Raw genomic sequence first — 19,514 nt, forward strand, 5'->3', positions numbered from 1 at the left:
GGAGACAGAGAACAATGGCGGGACAATCCTTCGACAAACGCGACGGCGTCATCTGGATGGACGGCAAGTTCGTGCCGTGGTCGGAGGCGACCGTTCACGTGCTCACCCACGGGCTGCACTACGCCTCCTCGGTGTTCGAGGGCGAGCGGGCCTATGGCGGCGAGATCTTCAAGCTCGCCGAGCACACCGAGCGGCTCCTGTTCTCCGCCAAGGTGCTGGGCTTCACCATTCCCTACACCGCCGAGGAGATCAACGCGGCGAGCCGCGAGCTTCTGCGTCGCCAGAAGCTGACGGACGCCTATCTGCGCCCGGTCGCCTGGCGCGGCAGCGAGATGATGGGCGTCTCGGCGCAGCAGAACACCATCCACCTCGCCATCGCGGCGTGGGAGTGGCCGAGCTACTTCGCCCCCGAGCAGCGCCTGAAGGGCATCCGCCTCGACATGGCCGAGTGGCGTCGCCCGGATCCGCGGACGATCCCGTCGAAGGCGAAGGCGGCCGGCCTCTACATGATCTGCACGCTGTCGAAGCACGCTGCCGAGAACAAGGGCTACGCCGACGCGCTGATGCTCGACTACGAGGGCAACGTCGCCGAGGCGACGGGCGCCAACGTGTTCTTCGTCAAGGACGGCCGCATCCACACGCCGGAGCCGCACTGCTTCCTCGACGGCATCACCCGCCGTACCGTCATCGAGCTCGCGAAGCGCCGCGGCCTCGAGGTGATCGAGCGGCGGATCGCGCCGGAGGAGATGGCGGGCTTCGCGGAGTGCTTCCTCACCGGCACCGCCGCCGAGGTGACGCCGGTGTCCGAGATCGGCCCCTACACCTTCACGCCGGGCGAGATCACCCGCACGCTGATGGACGACTACGCCACCGCCGTGCAGCCGGCCAAGCTCGCCGCCGCCGGCTGAGAGGGCGAGGGCGCTCGCCCACACGGGCCACGGCCGCAAGGCTCCTTCGAAAGCCCGGTGCGGGAGACCGCGCCGGGCTTTCGCGTCTGCGACATCCCGGCGGCTTGTTGCGACGCACAATAAAGCAGTTCGGCAGCAGACGCGGCGGCCGTCAAGCAAGCCTCGGGAAAGCCTGGCGCCGGGCCTTGCATAGGGTGCATGGCGGAGCTGCGAATCCCGCACTTCTATTGCAGCGCAGCATGACCGATATGGGGTGCAACGGTTTCAGAGGAGATCACCCCATGAGCGCCACCCATTACACCGCCGGTCTCGAGGCGCGGCCGCGCAACAGCTTCTTCGGCGGCATCGGCACGATGTTCGCGATCCTCGGCGCTGCCCGCAACGCCTCCGCCGCCGCCCAGGCCGGCCGCCGGCCCGCCGCGTCCGATCTCCGCGTCCTCGGGATCGATCCGAAGTCCTTCGACGGCGTGCGCCTCTGAGACGCTCCGGGCGGGTCCTCCCCCCGCCCGTCGAGTGCTCGGTGCACCGTCGCGAAGCGGGCCCCGGTCGCAAGACCGGGGCCCGTTTTCATTGATACCTCTCGCTTCAAAGCGCACGTCGCTTCAGAGGCGACGTCACGTCACCCGGGCGGGGTCGCGGCCGCCGGAGCGGCCGCGCCGCGATCAGGTCCCCATGTAGGCCTGCACGTAGGGCCACACCTCGAGACTGCCGCGGTAGATCATCTCGAGCGACACGTAGAGGATGATCAGCAGGCCGACATAGGCGATCCAGCGGTAGCGGTGCAGCAGCTTGGCGATGAAGGTCGCCGCGAGGCCCATCAGCGCGATCGACACCGCGAGGCCGGTCACCAGCACCCACGGATGCTCGCGGGCCGCGCCCGCCACCGCCAGCACGTTGTCGAGCGACATCGACACGTCGGCGACGACGATCTGCCAGGCCGCCTGGGCGAAGGTCTTGCGCGGCGCACCGGCGGCGATCTTGTTGTCGCCGGTGAGATCCTCCTCGGTCAGCGCCTCCTGGCCTTCCGCCGCCTCGCGGGCCGAGATGCGCAGCTCGCGCCACATCTTCCACGACACCCACAACAGCAGGATGCCGCCGGCGAGAAGCAGGCCGATGATGGCGAGCAGCTGCGCGGTGATCGCCGCGAAGAAGATGCGCAGCACGGTCGCGGCGATGATGCCGATCAGGATCGCCTTGGCGCGCTGGTCCTTCGGCAGGCCGGCGGCGGCCAGGCCGATGACGATCGCGTTGTCGCCGGCCAGCACGATGTCGATCATGATCACCTGGCCGAGCGCGGTGAGCGCGTCGGGTGTCAGGTGCTCGGCGAAGAATTCCATCATGCGGGACTGTCTCCTTGCAGGGGGCAAGGGCGGAGCAGGACGAGAACGCGCGAAAGGCCGGCAATGTTGCCGCCGGCCGAGGTCTACCGCCGTAGGGCGGGCGCGCCCGTCTGCTGCGCCCGAGAGATCTCGGAAAAAATCCAGTCCGACATCGCAGTCCCGAAGGGCTGCCAGAGGGGCCCGGCCTGGTACCAGGGTGGGGAGAGGAGCTCGGGGTCTCCGAATGGATGGTCGCCGACCCGCCGGGGGAGGCCGGGCGGCATTCTCATGGCCTCAATCCTCGTTCGCCGCAAGGGCCGAGAGCACCTTGCCGCGACCGCGCCAGCGCAGCACCAGCGGCACGATCACGGCGGCGGCTGCGAGCGCCAGCAGCACGGCGGCGACCGGCGAGGTGACGAGCACCGTCGGGTCGCCCTGGCTGATGGCGAGCGCCCGCCGCAGCTGCTGCTCGGCGAGCGGCCCGAGGATCAGCCCGACCACCACCGGGGCGATCGGATAGCCGAACAGGCGGAGCAGGAAGCCGAGGATGCCGAAGGCGAGCAGCATGGCGAGCTCGGCCACCGACGGGTTGGCGCCGATGGTGCCGAGCGTCGCGAAGACGAGGATGCCGCCATAGAGCCACGGCCGCGGGATCGACAGGAGCTTCACCCACAGCCCGATCAGCGGCAGGTTCAGCACCAGCAGCATCAGGTTGGCGACGAGCAGGCTGGCGATCAGGCCCCAGACGAGGTCGGCGTTGTTGATGAACAACAGCGGCCCCGGCTGCAGCCCGAACTGCTGGAAGCCGGCGAGCATGATCGCCGCCGTCGCGGTCGTCGGCAGGCCGAGGGTGAGCAACGGCACCAGCGTGCCGGCGGCCGACGCGTTGTTGGCGGCCTCCGGCCCGGCGACGCCCTCGATGGCGCCGTGGCCGAACTCCTCCGGGTGCTTGGTCAGCCGCTTCTCGGCTGCATAGGACAGGAACGTGCCGATCTCGGCGCCGCCGGCCGGCATCGCCCCGATCGGAAAGCCGATGACGGTGCCGCGCAGCCACGGCTTCCACGAGCGCGCCCAGTCGAGCTTGCTCATCCACACCGAGCCGCGCACCGGCTCGATCGTCTCGGGCGTGCGCGAGCGCGAGGCCGCCACCGACAGCGCCTCGCCGACGGCGAACAGCGCGACGGCCACCGTCGTCACCTCGATGCCGTCGAGCAGGTCCGGCATGCCGAAGGTGAGGCGCGCCTGGCCGGTCTGCAGGTCGATGCCGACGAGGCCGATCGCGAGCCCGAGTGCGAGCGCGGTGAGGCCGCGCAGCGTCGAATCGCCGAAGGCGGCCGACACCGTCATGAAGGCGAGCACCATCAGCGCGAAATATTCCGCCGGCCCGAAGGCGAGCGCGAACTTCACCACCCACGGCGCAATCAGCGCCAGTCCGAGGGTGGCGATCAGTCCGGCGACGAAGGAGCCGATGGCGGCGGTGGCGAGCGCCGGTCCGCCGCGCCCGGCCCGCGCCATCTTGTTGCCCTCGAGCGCCGTGACGATCGAGGCGCTCTCGCCCGGCGTGTTGAGCAGGATCGACGTCGTCGAGCCGCCATACATGCCGCCGTAGTAGATGCCGGCGAACATGATCAGCGAGCCCGCCGGGTCGAGCTTGTATGTGACCGGCAGCAAGAGCGCGACGGTCAGCGCCGGCCCGATGCCCGGCAGCACGCCGACGGCGGTGCCGAGCGTCACGCCGATGAGCGCGTAGAGCAGGTTCATCGGCTCGAGGGCGACGAGCAGGCCCTGGCCGAGCAGCGCGAAGGTGTCCATGGATCGCCCCAGACAGCTCAGGTGATGTGAGGATCAGACGAAGAGGCGCTCGAACGGCCCCGCCGGCAGCGACAGCTGCAGGAGCTTCGTGAAGGTCAGCCAGACGAGGAAGCCGAAGACGGCCCCGCCCGGTATCGTCAGCCACAACGGCCCGCGGCCGAGCCCCTTCGCCGTGAAGGCGAACAGGACGCCCGTGGCGATCGAGAAGCCGGCATAGGGGAGCAGCGCCATCTGGCCGACGAGGCCGGCGACGATCCAGGCGACAGGCCCGAACTCGACGCTCTCGCGCTGCGGGAAGGCGCCGCGCCAGCCGGCGATCGCCGTCCAGATGGCGAGGCCGACGAGCGCGGCGGCCACCGTGTAGGGAAACGCTGCCGGCCCGACCCGCGCATAGGCGGCGGCGACCGCGAGGCGCTGGGTGTCCCAGACGATCACCGCGGCGAGCCCGGCGAGCAGCACCGCGATGACCAGCACCGCCCGGTCGGGGCGATGCTGCCGGGCGTCGAGGCCGTCGCTCATTTGACGAGCCCGATGTCCTTCAGGATCGCCGCGGTCGCCGCGGTGTCTTCGGCGAGCTGTGCCTTGAAGGCGTCACCGGCGAGGAAGGTGTTCTGCCAGCCCTTGGTCTTCAGCGTCTCCTGCCAGGTGGCGGAGTTCACCATCGTCTCGATGTCGGCGGTGATCGCCGCCGCCTGCTCGGGCGTGATGTCGGGAGCGGCCGCGACCATGCGCCAGTTCTGGATCTCCACGTCGACGCCGGCCTCCTTCAGCGTCGGGGCGTCGACACCCGGCAGTCGCTCGCCGCTCGACACCGCCAGGAGCCGGAGCGTGCCGGCCTGCACCTGGCTCTCGAATTCGCCGTAGCCGGAGATGCCGGCCGTCACCTGGCTGCCGAGGATCGCCGCGAGCGCCTCGCCACCGCCGGAAAAGGCGATGTAGTTGATCTTGGTCGGGTCGACGCCGACCGCCTTGGCGATCAGGCCCGCGGTGATGTGGTCGGTGCCGCCGGCCGAGCCGCCGCCCCACGACACCGCGCCCGGGTCGGCCTTCAGCGCCGCGACGAGGTCCTGCATCGTCTGGATCGGCGAGGAGGCCGGCACCACGACAGCCTCGTATTCGCCGGTGAGGCGCGCGATCGGCGTCACCTGCTCGAGCGTCACCGGCGCGTTGTTGGTCAGGATGGCGCCGACCATGACGTAGCCGCCGACGATCAGCGCCGACGGATCGCCCTTCGACTGGGTGGCGAACTGGGCGAGGCCGATGGTGCCGCCGGCGCCGGGAACGTTCAGCACCTGGACGCTGTCGGCGATCTTCTCGTCCTGCAGGGCCGCCTGCATGGAACGCGCGGTCTGGTCCCAGCCGCCGCCGGGGGCCGCCGGGGCCATGATCTTGTAGTCGGTGGCGGAGGCCGACAGCGGCGCGGCGATGAGGCCGGCGCAGAGCGCGGCGGCGAACAACGGCTTCAACATTGGGGACCTCCCGTGACGTCGCGCGGCGGTGCCTCGCCGCAGGCCTTCGCATGGGAGGAGAGCGCGCGGCCGAGGGCCGTCGCGGGATGCCGCATCCTCTCGACACCACGCCTCTGGCGAGACGCGGCTCCTCCCGGTTCTCCCGGGCTTGTCGTCGCCCGGCGGGCGCCACTGTAGCAAATGCGGCTGTCGAGAACCTGTCGTCTGCGCGGTGGTTTCGCCGCTTGGCGCAACGCCACCCTCCCCTTGAGGGGGAGGGTCGGCGACCGCAGGTCGCCGGGGTGGGGTGGCGCCGCCGGGAGGCGGCGGGAAAGAACTGCGACGCTTGCGGCGTGAGGGTCATGCGCGGGCTCCCGCCCGCGGTCACCCCGCCCCGCCGCGCTGCGCGCGTCGACCCGCCCCCTCGAGGGGCGGGTGGCTTGCCGTCTCTGATGGCCCCGAAGTCACGCGTAGACGCTACGGCTCTGTGACGAGCCGTCTCCACGTTTCCAGCCCGCGGGCCTTGCGCTGCTGGTCGAGCGCCACCAGCAACGCCGGGCCGAGCGCCACCGGGTGGACGACGCCGCGGGCGGCCCGTGCGATCCGTTCGCTGGTGAACTCGCCCGGCGTGCCGGGAATGACGGCACCGAGCGCCGACGGTCCGGCGGCGATCGCCTGGCCGCGCGGCGACAGCGCGTAGTCGATGAAGGCGCCGCCGAGCGCGATGTCGTCGGCGCTCTTCGGGATCAGCATCGTCCGCGTCAGCACCAGCGTGTAGTCCTCCGGCACGACGACGCCGAGCCGCCCGCCCTCGACAACGCGGCCGAAGGCGTAGGAACCGAGGACGTTGTAGCCGAGGGCGAGCTCTCCCTCCTCGACGAGGTCGAGGATCTGCGGGCTCGAATCGCCGAGCTCGGCGTCGACCCGGCCGAAGGCGCGGGCGAGCCGCCAGAAGTTCGAGGAGATCTGGGCGTCCTGCATGGCGAGCAGGTGGCCGACGCCCGACTGCGCGATGTCGTAGGTGCCGACGCGACCGCGGAAGCGCTCCGGCTCGCGCTCCAGAAGCTCCGTCAGGGCGAGGTGCGAGCGCGGCCGCTCCGCCTCCGGCACCAGCGCCGTGTTGTAGACGATGACGGCGGGCTCGTAGGTGAAGCCGAACACCTCCGAGCGCCAGCGCGCCCACGCCGGCAGGCGCCGGGTCGCCTCGCTCTCGTGGGCGCGGGCGAAGCCGTCGTTGGCGAGCTTCACCTGCAGGTCGGCGGCGGAGGAGACGATGACGTCCGTCGACGGCGGCAGCGTGCCGGCGACGACGGCGTCGTAGAGGCGGATCGTGTCCATCTCGACGTAGACCACCGTCACCTCCGGCCGCATCGCCTGGAAGTCGCGGATGAAGTGGGCGAAATGGCCGGTGTCGGTGGCGCCGGCGACGGTGAGCACGGGACCGCCGCGATCCACCCCCTCCGGTGCCGGGTAGGTGGTCTGGCGGGCCAGGCTGTCGCTCCCGGCGGCGAGCGACAGCAGCGCGGCGAGCACCAGCGTCGCCATGGCGGCGGTCGCCGACCGGGTCGCGGGCGTCGGCTCGCACGGCAGCTCGACGCGGGCGACGAGGCCGCCGCCGGGGCGGTCGAGGAGCATGATCTTGCCGCCGTGCGCCTCGGCGACGCTCTTGGCCACCGCCAGCCCGAGGCCGGTGCCGGGCGCGTCGGCGCCGGCGCGGCCGCGGCGGAAACGCTGCAGCACCAGCGCCTTCTCGTCGTCGGCGATGCCGTCGCCACGGTCGGCCACCGACACCGCCACCCGGCCGGAGCTGGCCAGCGTCACGTCGATCTCGACGTCGTCGTCGGAATAGGCGAGCGCGTTCTCGACGAGGTTGCGCAGCATCTCGCGCAGCGCCAGCCGGTCACCCCAGATCGTCACGCCGCGCGCCGCCGGCGCCACCGACACCGCCAGCCGCCCCTCGTCGTCGTCGTCCAGCCGCGCGCGCACCTCGTCGACGATGACGGCGGGCGTCAGCGGCGCCACCTCGCGCGTCTCCAGCCGGTGCGCCACGATCGCCTCCATCAGGAGCTGGTTGACGAGATCGCTGGTGGCGGTGGCGTTGCGGTGGATGCGGACGAGGCGCTCGCGCACCTTCGCCGGGTCGCGCTCCTCGAGCGCCACCTCGGCCTGGGCACGCAGCGCGGCGAGCGGCGTGCGCACCTGGTGGGCGGCGTCGGCGACGAGGCCGGAGAGCGTCTTCAGGGACGAATCGAGCCGGCGCATGAAGTCGTTCAGCGCCGAGACCAGCGCCATCACCTCGATCGGCACCGGCAGCCGCAGCGGCGACAGGTCGTCGGGTGCGCGCTCGCGCAGTTCCTGCTCGATGCCGGCGAGCGGCACGAAGGCCCGCCGCACGCCGAACCAAACCACCGCGAGCGCCACCAAGAGCAGCGCCACCAGCGGCAGCACGGCGCGCGCCAGGATCTCGTTCGCCAGCGCCTCGCGGCCGTGCCGCGTCTCGGCGACGCGGATCGAGACGAAGCCGGCGCCGCCACCGACCGATGAGAGCCGCCCGATGGTGGCGACGCGCACGCGCTCGCCGCGGTAGCTCAGGTCCTCGAAATTGGGCTCGGAGCGCGCCGCCCGCGGCCGGCCGGCGGCAAGGTCGGGGTAGCCGGTGACGAAGGCGCCGTCGGGCGCCTCGACGAGATAGAAGACGCGGTCGCCGCCGGCCCCCAGCATCGCCAGCGACGCGAGCGGCAGCTCCACCGTGACGCGGCCGTCCTCCACCTGCACGGCGCCGGCGATCGACAGCGCCGAGGCGGCGAGCAGGCGGTCGAAGGCGCGGTCGGCGGCGCGGTTGGCGTAGTCGCGCAGGAACACCGCGAACACCATCGCCGAGATCGCCAGCACCAGGAAGGCGAGGCCGAGCACGCGCCGGCGGATCGACAGCACCGCCCGCACCGGCGTGTCGGCGAAGGCCTCAGTCCGCCGCATCGGGCCGCCCCGCCGCATCCGGCGCCGCCGCGCGCATCAGGTAGCCGCTGCCGCGCACCGTGACGATCTCGACGCCGGCGCCTTCGAGCTTGCGCCTGAGCCGCGACACCAGCAGCTCGAGGGCGTTGATGCCGACGTCCTCCTCCGCCCCGAACACCTGCGACATCAGCCGCTCCTTCGCCACCACCTGGCCGAGGCGGGCGATCAGCACCTCCAGCACGCGGAATTCCCGCCGGCCGCAATCGACCGGCCGCTCGCCGATGACCACCGTCCGGCTCGCCGCGTCGACGCCGAGAGTGCCGACGCGCACCAGGCTCGCCCGCGCCGACGTGGGACGTCGCATCACGGCCCGCAGCCGCGCCTCGAACTCGCGGAGGTCGAAGGGCTTGACGATGTAGTCGTCGGCGCCGAGGTCGAGCAGGCTCACCTTGTCGTCGACCTCCGCGCGGGCCGTCACCACCAGCACCGGCGTCGTCACGCCGGCGCGGCGCAGCTCGGCGAGCACGGCGAAGCCGTCGCGGCCGGGCAGGTTGACGTCGAGGACGAGGGCATCGAACGGCTCCTCGCGGGCGCGCGCCGCGACATCGGTGCCGGAGCGGTGCCATTCGACGGCGTGGCCGGACGCGCGCAGCCGCGCCGCGACGGCGTCCCCCAGATCCTCGGCGTCCTCGGCGAGCAGAATGCGCAAACGGGCGGCCCGATCTCGGCGGGGCGGGCCGGCCCCCGGTGCCCCCCGAATCCTTCCCGCTTGTCGCGCGCGCCTCGCGCGCCCGTCAAGCAGGGGTGCCCGGCGGGGCCGTGGCCGGTGCGGCGACGCCGGCCGGGCGACCATCGCTCGCCTTGCAAAGGGCCGCCCTATCGGCCATACGCTCGCGGGTGCAGCCGCCCCGCGTGCGCCGGGTCGCCTCGCCCGCGCCATCCATCGGGCGCCACCCCCGGAGCGACCGCCGAGCGATGCTCTCCGACGACAGCAGCGAGCTCTCCCGCCGCCTCTGGCGCGGCTGGATCGCGCCGCACTGGCCGAAGATCCTGATGATCCTCGCGGTCATCGCGGTCTCCGCCGGCACCACCGGCCTCTATCCGATCCTCATCAACGAGGCCTACGACGCCTTCGGCGCCAAGGACGCCTCGATGATCGCGCTCCTGCCGGTGCTGGTGTTCGGCGTCGTCGTGGTCAAGGCGCTGACGCTCTACGCCCAGGTGACGATGACCAACCGTCTCGCCACCCGGATCGAGACCGACCTGCAGATCGCCCTCTACGACCACCTGGTCGACGCCGACGTGGCGCAGCTCGCCAACGAGACGCCGGCGGCGCTGACGCAGCGCTTCACCACCGACCTCGCCTACATCCGCGACGCGCTGACCCGCGCCACGACGAACCTCGTGCGCGACGCGCTGACGCTCGTCTCCGTCTTCGCCGCGATGGTCTGGCTCGACTGGTTCCTGTCCCTCTTCGCGATCGTCGTGCTGCCGCTCGCCGTCATCCCGATCAGCCGCATCGGCAAGCGCATCCGCCGCGTCTCCACCACCACCCAGGAACAGACGGGCGTGATGGCGCAGCTCGTCTCCGAGAGCTTCGGGGCGCTCCGCATCGTCAAGACCTACGGCCTCGAGGGCTACCTCAAGGGCCGGGCCGGGGCGGCGTTCGAGCGGGTGCGCGTGCTCAAGGTGAAGGCGGCCGACCAGCGCGGCCGCGTCGAGCCGACGCTCGAGCTCCTCGGCGGGCTCGCCGTCGTCGGCGTGCTGCTCGTCATCGGCTGGCGCATCTCGTCGGGGGCCTCGACCGTCGGCGAGTTCACCGGCTTCGTCTCGGCGCTCCTCATCGCCGCCCAGCCGCTCAGGGCGCTCGGCAGCCTCAACGCCGTGCTGCAGCAGGGCTTCTCGGCGCTCCGCCGCGTCTTCGACGTGCTCGACCGCCCGCCGACGGTCGCCGACAGCCCGGGCGCCCGCCCGCTCGTCGTCACCAACGGCGAGGTGCGCTTCGACGACGTCGTCTTCCGCTATGATTTCGCGGATGGCACGCGCGCCCTCGATGGCGTCGACTTCACCGCCCCCGGCGGCAAGGTGACGGCGATCGTCGGCCGCTCCGGCGCCGGCAAGTCGACGCTGTTCTCGCTGGTCGGGCGCCTGTTCGATCCGGAATCCGGCCGGGTGCTGATCGACGGCATCGACGTGCGCGACGTCACCCTCAAGAGCCTCCGCCGCCAGGTGGCGGTGGTGGCGCAGGAAGCGGTGCTGTTCAACGACACCATCCGCCAGAACATCCGCTTCGGCCGCCCGAACGCCAGCGACGACGAGATCGAGGCCGCCGCCCGCCAGGCGGCCGCCCACGGCTTCATCATGGCGATGCCGGAGGGCTACGACACCGTCGTCGGCGACCGCGGCGCCCGCCTGTCCGGCGGCGAGCGCCAGCGCGTCACGCTCGCCCGCGCGTTCCTCAAGGACGCGCCCATCCTGCTCCTCGACGAGGCGACGAGCGCGCTCGATTCGGAATCCGAGCACCTCATCCGCGAGGCGATCGCCCGGCTCGCTTCGGGCCGCACGACGCTCGTCATCGCCCACCGGCTGTCGACCATCCGCGCCGCCGACCGCATCGTGGTGATGGAGGCGGGCCGGGTCGTCGAGACCGGTACCCACGACGAGCTCATTGCCGCCGGCGGGCTCTATGCGCGCTTCTACCGGCTGCAGTTCCAGGAGGTTTTCACGCCGGAGCCAGAGGACGGCGGCGTCCGCCCGGCCTGACGGCGGGCTCGCAGCGGGGCGTCAGACGAACGACCTCACTCGCGGCGGAGAATCTTGTCGACCAGCAGGTCCGTCCACAGCGACGAGCGGTAGGACGCCTTCAGCTCCGCCGGATCGTAGACGGTGTCGACCCAGTCGAGGAAGCCGAGCCCCTTCGCCGCGCCCTCGTCGCGGTACTTCTGCAGGAAGACGTCGAGGATGCCGGTCTTCGCCGAGCGCACATGGCCGTAGCGCAGGTGCAGCTGGTCGATCGCCTCCTCGACGGGGGCGTTCTTGTGCAGGAGCAGGTAGAGAGCGCTCGCCAGCCCCGCCCGGTCGGCGCCCGACTTGCAGTGCATCAGCGCCGGATACTCGATCGAATCGAACACCCGCTTCGCCAGGTGCACCGCCTCGCGGGTCGGCGCGGCGCGCGAATAGAGCGGCAGCTCGACGAGCGCCAGCCCCTCCGCCTCGCAGGCCTCGCGCTGCAGCGGCCAGCCGCCGTGGGCGCGGCCGGCGCGCAGCGTCACGATGGTGCGGACGCCGTTGCGCTTCGCCCAGGCGATGTCGTGCGGCGTCGGCTGCGCCGAGCGCCAGAGCTTGCCGTCGACGCGGTGGCGGTTGCCGTAGAGGAGGCGGAAGATGCCGTGGTCGGCGATCAGCATGTGCGACCACGCCGCCAGCCGCTTCCCCGGCCCACCGATCGGCGCCGACCAGTAGGCGATCGCCTTGGCGCGCTTCAGCGGCCGGCCCTTGGCGTCCACGAGCACGGCCGCGCCCGGCGCGGTGCCGGCGGGCTTGGAAGCGGTCAGGTCCTTGAGGTCGTCGAGTGACATGCGCGGGTCTATACCGGGTGCGTTCGCCAGGAGGCAACTAGCGGCGCGGACGAGGATTTCGCCGCACGCTCGCGTAGAGTAGCGAGGAGCCGGGCGTTCGTCGGGCAGGAATGCGGTGCTTTTTCGGCGCCGCGGGAGGAGACGCGTGAGTTCGGGCAAGCGCAACCGGGCGGCCGCCGCGGCGGTCGCAGTCGAGGAGCCGGTCCGGGAGATGGTCTGGATCCCCGGCGGCAGCTTCCGCATGGGCTCCGACGACCATTATCCCGAGGAGAAGCCGACCCACACCGTCACCGTCGACGGCTTCTTCATCGACCCCACCCCGGTGACCAACCGCCAGTTCCGCGCCTTCGTCGAGGCGACCGGCTACGTCACCGTGGCCGAGACCCCGCCGGACCCGAAGATGTATCCGGGCGCCCAGCCGCACATGCTGAAGGCCGGCTCCCTCGTCTTCACGCCGCCCGACCACCCCGTCGACACGCGCGACTGGAGCCAGTGGTGGCGCTTCGTCTTCCGCGCCTGCTGGCGCCGGCCGCTCGGCCCGGGCAGCTCCACCAAGGGCCTCGACGACCACCCCGTCGTCCACGTCGCCTATGCCGACGCCGAGGCCTACGCCGCCTGGGCCGGCAAGGCGCTGCCGACCGAGGCCGAGTGGGAGTTCGCCGCCCGCGGTGGCCTCGAGGGTGCCGAATATGCCTGGGGCGACGAACTGGTGCCGGACGGCGTCCACCGCGCCAACACCTGGCAGGGCGTGTTCCCGGCCGAGAACCTCCTGGAGGACGGCTACGAGCGCACCTCGCCGGTGACGGCGTTCCCGCCGAACCCCTACGGCGTCTTCGACATGATCGGCAACACCTGGGAGTGGACGACCGACTTCTGGTCGACCCGCCACCCGGCCGACGCGCCGAAGGCGTGCTGCGTGCCGGTCAACCCGCGCGGCGGCCCGGAGGCAGCGAGCTTCGACCCGCGCCAGCCGGAGATCCGCATCCCCCGCAAGGTGCTGAAGGGCGGCTCGCACCTTTGCGCGCCGAGCTACTGCCGCCGCTACCGCCCCGCCGCCCGCCACGCCGAACCGGTCGACACCTCGACCAGCCACGTCGGGTTTCGGTGTGTGCGGCGGGTGGCGGTGGCGGGATGACGGGGGGGACGACCTCTCCTCCCCCCGTGCCCTTGCGCTTCGCCGCACCCTCTCCGTAGTCATTCCCGGGCTTGTCCCGGGAACCCATGCAACGGTGCCGCAAGGGAGAGTGCGCGTGGGGCGTTTTGCTCGCGGCGAGGGGTAGGTTCCCGGCACAAGGCCGGGAAGGACCCCAATGGGTTTTGTGGGCGTCAAGAGAGAACGGTCGCCGCTCTGCTCCCCCTCCGTCGTCATTCCCGGGCTTGTCTCGGGAACCCATTCGCTTCAGCAACCGCCAGCCTTGAGATCGGCGGGACGGTTGCATGGGTTCCCGGGACAAGCCCGGGAATGACGACGGAGGGGTGGAGACCAACGAAGAATGGTCGCCGACCCTCACGCACCCCCCGCCTCGCTTCCCTCGACCTCACGCGATCGTCGTGACGAGCCCGCCTTCCACCCGCAGCGCGGCGCCGTTCGTCGCCGCCGACAGCGGGCTTGCGAGATAGGCGACGAGGCTCGCGATCTCTTTGGGCTCGATCATCCGCTGCAAGAGCGACGCCGCGCGCGACTTCGCGAAGAACTCCGCCTCGATCTCGGCGAGCGGCGCGTCCGGGTCGCTCGCCTGGCCGCGCAGGAAGCTCTCGATCCCGTCGGCGCGGGTCGGCCCCGGCAGCACGGAGTTGACGGTGACCTTCGTCCCCTTGGTCAGCTCCGCGAGCCCCCGCGCGATCGTCAGCTGGGCAGTCTTGGTGACGGCGTAGTGGATCATGTCCTTCGGGATCGACAGCGCCGATTCGCTCGAGACGAAGATGATCCGCCCGCGATCGCGCTCCAGCATCCCCGGGAACACCGCGCGTGCGAGCCGCGCCCCGCTCACCACGTTGACCTCGAAGAAGCGCATCCAGTCGGCGTCGGTGATGTCAGTGAAGGCCTTGCTCTCGTAGATGCCGAGGTTGTTGACCAGGATGTCCACCTGACCCACCGCCGACAGCAGGGCGTCGGCGCCATCGGCCGTCGTCACGTCCGCTACGACGCCCCGGACGGAGCCGCCGCCCGCGTCCTTGATCCTGGCCACCGCCGCATCGACCTTCTCCTGCCCCCGCCCGGAGACGACGACGCTCGCGCCTTCCGTCGCCAGCCGGTGCGCGATCGCGAAGCCGATGCCGGCGGTTGAGCCGGTGACGAGGGCCGTCTGGCCGTCCAGTTTCAGGTCCATGGGCATTCTCCGCATCGGCCGCCGCGGTGCCGTGAGGAGCAGCCTCAGGGGAACGCTCGGCGCGCGATCACAGATGGGGATGCCGGCCGGCCGCGCAACCGCGGGCGCTGGCGGGATGCCCCTTCCTCCGCCGCTCCGACGGGTCGCTGACCGGGACTCCGGCCCGCACCCCTACCCCTGCAAGAACGGGTTCTTCGCCTTCTCGCGGGCGATGGTCGTCGCCGGGCCGTGGCCGGGCAGCACGGTGAAGTCGTCGCCGAGCGGCAGCAGCTTCGCCACGATGCCCGCGATGAGCAGTTCGCCGTCGCCGTAGCTCATGTCGGTGCGGCCGACCGAGCCCGCGAACAGCGTGTCGCCGGCGATGACCAGCCGCGCGCCGTCGTGGACGAAGACGACGTGGCCGGGCGAGTGGCCGGGCACGTCGAGCACGCGGAAGACCTGTTCGCCGACCGTCACGGTGTCGCCCTCGGCGAGCCAGCGGTCGGGCGTCAGCGGGTCGGCGGGAAAGCCGTATTCGCGGCCCTTCTCCGACAGTTCGGCGAGCAGGAAGGCGTCGGCCTCGCCGGGGCCCTCTACGGGCACGCCCAGCCGGAGCGCGAGTTCTGCAGCACCCGCGGCGTGGTCGACGTGGCCATGGGTGATCAGGATCTTCTCGACCGTCACGCCGGCCTGGTCGATCACCTCGAGAATGCGGTCGAGGTCGCCGCCGGGATCGACCACGGCGGCGCGGCCGGTCTTGGCGCAGGCGACGAGCGAGGCGTTCTGCTGGAAGGGCGTGACGCGGACGACGGCGACCTTGATCGGCGGCGAGGCGGCGGTTTCGGCTTGGTTTGCGAGGCTCACGGCTCACCCAGTTTGCGACAGAGGTCGTCGAGTTGCTCGAGCGTGGAATAGGAAATCGTGATGGCGCCGCCGCCGTCGGGGCGGTGGGCGATGTCGACCGCGAGCCCGATCCGGTCGGCGACGAGCTTTTCCAGCGCCCGGGTGTCGGCATCCTTCGCCGGCGCCGCGGCGGCCGCCTTGGCGCGGGCCTTCACCGCCGCGGCGACGGGCTCGGCGGCCAGCCGCTCGGCGTCGCGGACGGTGAGGCCCTCGGTGATGATGCGGGCGGCGAGCCCCTCCGGGTCGGCGGCGCCGAGCAGCGCGCGGGCGTGGCCGGCGCTGAGCCGGCCCTCGGCGACGTGCGCCTGGACGCCCTCCGGCAGCTTCAGGAGGCGGACGGTGTTGGCGACATGGCTGCGGCTCTTGCCGATCGCCACCGCGATCTCGGCATGGCTGTGGCCGTGCTCGGTCGCGAGCAGCTCGTAACCGGCGGCCTCGTCGATCGGGTTGAGGTCGGCGCGCTGGACGTTCTCGATGATGGCGATCTCGAGCGCCTCGCGGTCGTCGACCTCGCGCACCACCACCGGCAGCTCGTGCAGGCCGGCGAGCTGGGCCGCCCGCCAGCGCCGCTCGCCGGCGACGATCTCGTAGGCGTCCGCCCCGGTCTCGCGCACGAGCAGCGGCTGCACCAGCCCGTGCGACTTCAGGGAGACCGCGAGCTGGGCGAGTTCGCCGCTGTCGAAGTGGCGGCGCGGATTGCGCGGATTGCGGTGGATCGAGCCCGTCGGCACGCGGCGGAAGCCGCGCGGCGGCTCGCGGCCGGCGGGCTGCTCGCTCGGGATGTCGCCGATCAGCGCCGCCAGCCCGCGACCGAGCCGGCGACGGGCGCCCTCGTCGGCCATGCCGCCCTCCCCGCTCACGCCGCCGCGGCGGCGAGACGCCGCTCGCGCTGGATCACCTCGGAGGCGAGCCGGATATAGGCCTGGCTGCCCGAGCAGCGGACGTCGTAGAGCAGTGCCGGCTTGCCGTGCGACGGCGCCTCCGACAGGCGGACATTGCGCGGGATCACCGTCTCGTAGACGGCCTCGCCCATCGTCTCGCGGACGTCGGCGACGACCTGGGCGGCGAGGTTGTTGCGGCCGTCATACATGGTCAGCACGATGCCATGGATGCGCAACTCAGGATTGAGCGAACGCTTCACCTGATCGACCGTGGAGAGCAGCTGGCTGAGGCCTTCGAGCGCGAAGAACTCGCACTGCAGCGGCACCAGGATCGCCTGCGCGGCGACCAAGGCATTGATCGTCAACAGGTTCAGCGACGGCGGGCAGTCGATCAGGATGTAGGAATAGGCGCCGGCCGGCAGCGCCGCGATCGCCGCGCGCAGCCGGTGCACCCGGTCTGCCTCGCCGGCGATCTCGAGCTCGACTCCGAGCAGGTCCATCGTCGACGGCGCCACCGCGAGGCCCGGCACGGCGGTGGCCATCACGACATCGGCAAGCGGGCGCTCGCCGGTCATCACGTCGTAGGTGGAGAGATCGCGCTTGCGGCGGTCGATGCCGAGGCCGGTCGAGGCGTTGCCCTGCGGATCGAGATCGATGACGAGCACGCGCTCGCCGATCGCCGCCAGCGCGGTGGCGAGGTTGATCGCCGTCGTCGTCTTGCCGACGCCGCCCTTCTGGTTGGCGACCGTCAGCACCCGCGGCCCGCCGTGGCCGCCCGGCCGCGCGAGGCCGTTCCTGTCGCTCATCGTTCCGTCCCGATCCGCGCGCTGGTGGGTCATCCGAGCCGGCGCAGTCCGCGGATGTCCACGAGCCGTCCGGCCGGGTCCGTCCGCGAGGGATGTTCTACCAGATCGAAGCCCCAATGGTCTCGCGCCGCAGCAATCTCCTCGCCGAGCTCGCGCCCTTTGTGGAAAAGCCCGGTGGCGCCCTTCGACAGAAGCGGCTCAGAAAGCCTCAGCAGCTGATCGAGCGGCGCCAGCGCGCGGGCGGTGACGAGGTCGGGGGTGAGCGTGCGCGCCAGCACCGGCACCACCTCCTCGATGCGGCCGATGTGGACGGTGGCGGGCGCGCCGGTCTCTCGCGCGACGGTGCGCAGGAACGAGCCCTTGCGGGCGTTCGCCTCGACGAGGTGGACGGCCGCCCCCGGCGTCCCGGCCAGCATCACCGCCACGACCATGCCGGGGAAGCCGGCACCGGAACCGAGGTCGACCACCGTGCGGGCCTCCGGCGCAATGTCGAGGATCGCGGCGCTGTCCAGCATGTGGCGCGTCCAGACGTGCTCCAGCGTGCCCGGCCCGACGAGATTCTTGATCTTCTGCCAGCGCCCGAGGAGCTCGACATAGCGGGCGAGCTTCGCCCGTGTTTCACGTGAAACAGGCCGGGCCAGCGCATTCAGCGCGCCGGGACCCTCCACGAGGGCTTCAGGCGGCATCGGCGGTGCGCTCGCGACGGCTGCCCCTGGCGCGCGCCAGCACCAGCGTCAGTGCCGCCGGTGTCATCCCTTCGAGGCGGGAGGCCTGGCCGAGGGTCGCCGGCCGGACGGCGGCGAGCTTCTGGCGCAGCTCCATCGAGAGCCCCGGCAAGGCGAGGTAATCGAGGTCGGCCGGCAGGGCCACGCCCTCGTCGCGCTTCAGCGCGGCGACGTCGCTCGCCTGGCGGTCGAGATAGACGGCGTAGCGGGCATCGGTCTCGACCGTCTCGCGCAAGCCCGGCGGGATCGCCGCGAGCTGCGGCCACACCGCCGTCAGCCGGTCGAGGTCGAGCTCGGGCCGCGACAGCAGATCGAAGGCGGTGCGGCGGACGCCGTCGCGGTTGAGCGCGATGCCGTGGCGGTCCGCCTCGCTCGGCGACAGCGCCACCGCGTGCAGCAGCGCCCGCGCCGCCTCCAGCGCCGCGCGGCGGCGGGCGAAGGCGGCGCTGCGGGTGGAGCCGACAAGACCGAGGGTCTCGCCGAGAGGCGTCAGGCGTTCGTCGGCGTTGTCGGCGCGCAGCGACAGCCGGAACTCGGCGCGCGAGGTGAACATCCGGTAGGGCTCGCTGACGCCGCGGGTGACGAGGTCGTCGACCATGACGCCGAGATAGGCGGCGTCGCGCCCGATCGTCACCGGCTCCGCCCCGCCGGCGCGGCGCGCCGCGTTGAGGCCGGCGAGCAGCCCCTGCCCCGCCGCCTCCTCGTAGCCGGTGGTGCCGTTGATCTGGCCGGCGAGGAACAGGCCGCGCGCAGCCTTCACCTCCAGCGTCGGGGCGAGCTCTGTCGGGTCGACGTGGTCGTACTCGATGGCGTAGCCCGGCCGCAGGATCGCCACCCGCTCGAGGCCGGGGATGGTGCGCAGAAGCGCCTGCTGAACGTCCTCCGGCAGAGAGGTGGAGAGGCCATTCGGATAGATGGTCGGGTCGTCGAGGCCCTCCGGCTCCAGGAAGATCTGGTGGCCGTCGCGCTCGCCGAAGCGGACGATCTTGTCCTCGATCGACGGGCAGTAGCGCGGGCCGCGGCTGCCGATCTCGCCGGAATACATCGCCGATCGATGCAGGTTGTCGCGGACGACGCGGTGCGTCGCCTCGGTCGTGCGGGTGATGTGGCAGGCGACCTGGGGCGTCGTGATCGCCGTGGTCAGCGCCGAGAAAGGCTGCGGCGGGTCGTCGCCCGGCTGGGCGTCGAGGCCGGAGAAGTCGATGGTGCGGCCGTCGAGGCGCGCAGGCGTGCCGGTCTTGAGCCGCCCCATCCGCAGGCCTAGGGCCTTGAGGCTGTCGGCGAGACCCACCGACGGTGCCTCCCCGGCGCGACCGGCCGGGATCTTGCGCTCGCCGATGTGGATCAGGCCGTTGAGGAAGGTGCCGGTGGTGAGCACGACCGCGCCGGCGGTGAGGCGACGGCCATCGGCGAGCGTGACGCCGCCGATGCGGCGCGGCTGCGGATCGTCGGCAGCGGCGTCGAGGATCAGCGACGCCGCCTCGCCCTCGACGATCGTCAGGCCGTCGACCGCGGCGAGCGCCGCCTGCATCGCCGCCTTGTAGAGGGCGCGGTCGGCCTGGGCGCGCGGGCCCTGCACGGCGGGGCCCTTGCGGCGATTGAGGACGCGGAACTGGATGCCGGCGGCATCGGCGACTCGCGCCATCAGGCCATCGAGCGCATCGATCTCGCGGACGAGATGGCCCTTGCCGAGCCCGCCGATCGCCGGATTGCACGACATCGTGCCGATGGTGTCGGCGCGGTGGGTCAGCAGCGCCGTGCGCGCGCCGGCGCGCGCGGCGGCCGCCGCGGCCTCGCAGCCGGCGTGCCCGCCCCCGACGACGACGACGTCGTAGTGCGCATTCGTGTCCGCAACCCGATCCATGCCGTT

Annotated in this window: 17 protein-coding genes; 4 read left to right on the forward strand and 13 right to left on the reverse strand. The window is 72.0% G+C overall.

The features are described from left to right. Positions 1 to 14: 14 nt before the first annotated feature. Both RUR49_RS16010 and RUR49_RS16015 read left to right on the forward strand, forming a co-directional pair. Positions 15 to 908, forward strand: a complete 894-nt coding sequence (locus RUR49_RS16010; RefSeq protein ID WP_409147388.1) for a branched-chain amino acid aminotransferase — start codon at positions 15 to 17, stop codon at positions 906 to 908. A 281-nt stretch (positions 909 to 1,189) separates the two neighbouring features. Further along, positions 1,190 to 1,387: a hypothetical protein gene (locus tag RUR49_RS16015; protein ID WP_409147389.1), complete on the forward strand. Its 198-nt coding sequence runs from the start codon at positions 1,190 to 1,192 to the stop codon at positions 1,385 to 1,387. 183 nt (positions 1,388 to 1,570) lie between these two features. On the opposite strand, the gene RUR49_RS16020 is transcribed toward RUR49_RS16015, so the two are convergent. The 6 genes from RUR49_RS16020 to RUR49_RS16045 form a co-directional block, all read right to left on the reverse strand. Further along, on the reverse strand, positions 1,571 to 2,248 hold the full coding sequence (locus RUR49_RS16020; RefSeq protein ID WP_409147390.1) for a TerC family protein: 678 nt from the start codon (positions 2,246 to 2,248) through the stop codon (positions 1,571 to 1,573). Positions 2,249 to 2,521: 273 nt separating this feature from the next. After that, positions 2,522 to 4,039, reverse strand: coding sequence for a tripartite tricarboxylate transporter permease (locus RUR49_RS16025; protein WP_409147391.1), 1,518 nt, complete (start codon positions 4,037 to 4,039; stop codon positions 2,522 to 2,524). A gap of 33 nt (positions 4,040 to 4,072) precedes the next feature. Beyond that, entirely contained in the window at positions 4,073 to 4,558 is a 486-nt protein-coding gene (locus RUR49_RS16030; RefSeq protein WP_409147392.1) for a tripartite tricarboxylate transporter TctB family protein, read from the reverse strand. Next, complete coding sequence (locus RUR49_RS16035) at positions 4,555 to 5,505, reverse strand: Bug family tripartite tricarboxylate transporter substrate binding protein (protein ID WP_409147683.1); 951 nt, start codon at positions 5,503 to 5,505, stop codon at positions 4,555 to 4,557. The genes RUR49_RS16030 and RUR49_RS16035 overlap by 4 nt, the downstream gene beginning before the upstream one ends. A gap of 459 nt (positions 5,506 to 5,964) precedes the next feature. Further along, entirely contained in the window at positions 5,965 to 8,463 is a 2,499-nt protein-coding gene (locus RUR49_RS16040; RefSeq protein WP_409147393.1) for an extracellular solute-binding protein, read from the reverse strand. Continuing rightward, a complete protein-coding gene (locus RUR49_RS16045; RefSeq protein WP_409147394.1) occupies positions 8,450 to 9,151 on the reverse strand; it encodes a response regulator transcription factor in 702 nt (233 codons plus the stop codon). Before RUR49_RS16045 ends, RUR49_RS16040 begins: the two co-directional genes overlap by 14 nt. Before the next feature lie 266 nt (positions 9,152 to 9,417). Here RUR49_RS16045 and RUR49_RS16050 point away from each other — a divergent pair, with 266 nt between their 5' ends. Further along, the gene (locus RUR49_RS16050; RefSeq protein WP_409147395.1) at positions 9,418 to 11,205 is read left to right on the forward strand and encodes an ABC transporter ATP-binding protein; all 1,788 of its coding nucleotides are present in this window, start codon (positions 9,418 to 9,420) and stop codon (positions 11,203 to 11,205) included. A gap of 35 nt (positions 11,206 to 11,240) precedes the next feature. Here the strand turns inward: RUR49_RS16050 and RUR49_RS16055 are convergent, their stop codons facing one another. Beyond that, complete coding sequence (locus RUR49_RS16055; RefSeq protein ID WP_409147396.1) at positions 11,241 to 12,020, reverse strand: fused DSP-PTPase phosphatase/NAD kinase-like protein; 780 nt, start codon at positions 12,018 to 12,020, stop codon at positions 11,241 to 11,243. 211 nt (positions 12,021 to 12,231) lie between these two features. Between RUR49_RS16055 and RUR49_RS16060 the strand changes: the two genes are divergently transcribed. Then, positions 12,232 to 13,155, forward strand: coding sequence for a formylglycine-generating enzyme family protein (locus tag RUR49_RS16060; protein WP_409147684.1), 924 nt, complete (start codon positions 12,232 to 12,234; stop codon positions 13,153 to 13,155). A 403-nt stretch (positions 13,156 to 13,558) separates the two neighbouring features. On the opposite strand, the gene RUR49_RS16065 is transcribed toward RUR49_RS16060, so the two are convergent. The 6 genes from RUR49_RS16065 to mnmG form a co-directional block, all read right to left on the reverse strand. Then, the gene (locus RUR49_RS16065; RefSeq protein ID WP_409147397.1) at positions 13,559 to 14,350 is read right to left on the reverse strand and encodes an SDR family NAD(P)-dependent oxidoreductase; all 792 of its coding nucleotides are present in this window, start codon (positions 14,348 to 14,350) and stop codon (positions 13,559 to 13,561) included. Positions 14,351 to 14,521: 171 nt separating this feature from the next. Then, positions 14,522 to 15,193 (reverse strand): MBL fold metallo-hydrolase, encoded by a 672-nt coding sequence (locus RUR49_RS16070; protein WP_409147398.1) that lies wholly within the window; start codon positions 15,191 to 15,193, stop codon positions 14,522 to 14,524. After that, positions 15,190 to 16,074: a ParB/RepB/Spo0J family partition protein gene (locus tag RUR49_RS16075; protein ID WP_409147399.1), complete on the reverse strand. Its 885-nt coding sequence runs from the start codon at positions 16,072 to 16,074 to the stop codon at positions 15,190 to 15,192. The genes RUR49_RS16070 and RUR49_RS16075 overlap by 4 nt, the downstream gene beginning before the upstream one ends. Positions 16,075 to 16,088: 14 nt before the next feature. Next, entirely contained in the window at positions 16,089 to 16,919 is an 831-nt protein-coding gene (locus RUR49_RS16080; RefSeq protein WP_409147400.1) for a ParA family protein, read from the reverse strand. 29 nt (positions 16,920 to 16,948) lie between these two features. Then, positions 16,949 to 17,605 (reverse strand): 16S rRNA (guanine(527)-N(7))-methyltransferase RsmG, encoded by a 657-nt coding sequence (gene rsmG, locus RUR49_RS16085; RefSeq protein ID WP_409147401.1) that lies wholly within the window; start codon positions 17,603 to 17,605, stop codon positions 16,949 to 16,951. Next, positions 17,595 to 19,508 carry a tRNA uridine-5-carboxymethylaminomethyl(34) synthesis enzyme MnmG gene (mnmG, locus tag RUR49_RS16090; protein ID WP_409147402.1) on the reverse strand — a complete coding sequence of 638 codons (1,914 nt, stop codon included), beginning with the start codon at positions 19,506 to 19,508 and terminating at the stop codon, positions 17,595 to 17,597. Before mnmG ends, rsmG begins: the two co-directional genes overlap by 11 nt. Positions 19,509 to 19,514: the final 6 nt, after the last annotated feature.

This window comes from Pseudoxanthobacter sp. M-2, assembly GCF_046156265.1.
Lineage (GTDB): Bacteria > Pseudomonadota > Alphaproteobacteria > Rhizobiales > Segnochrobactraceae > CAMDHY01.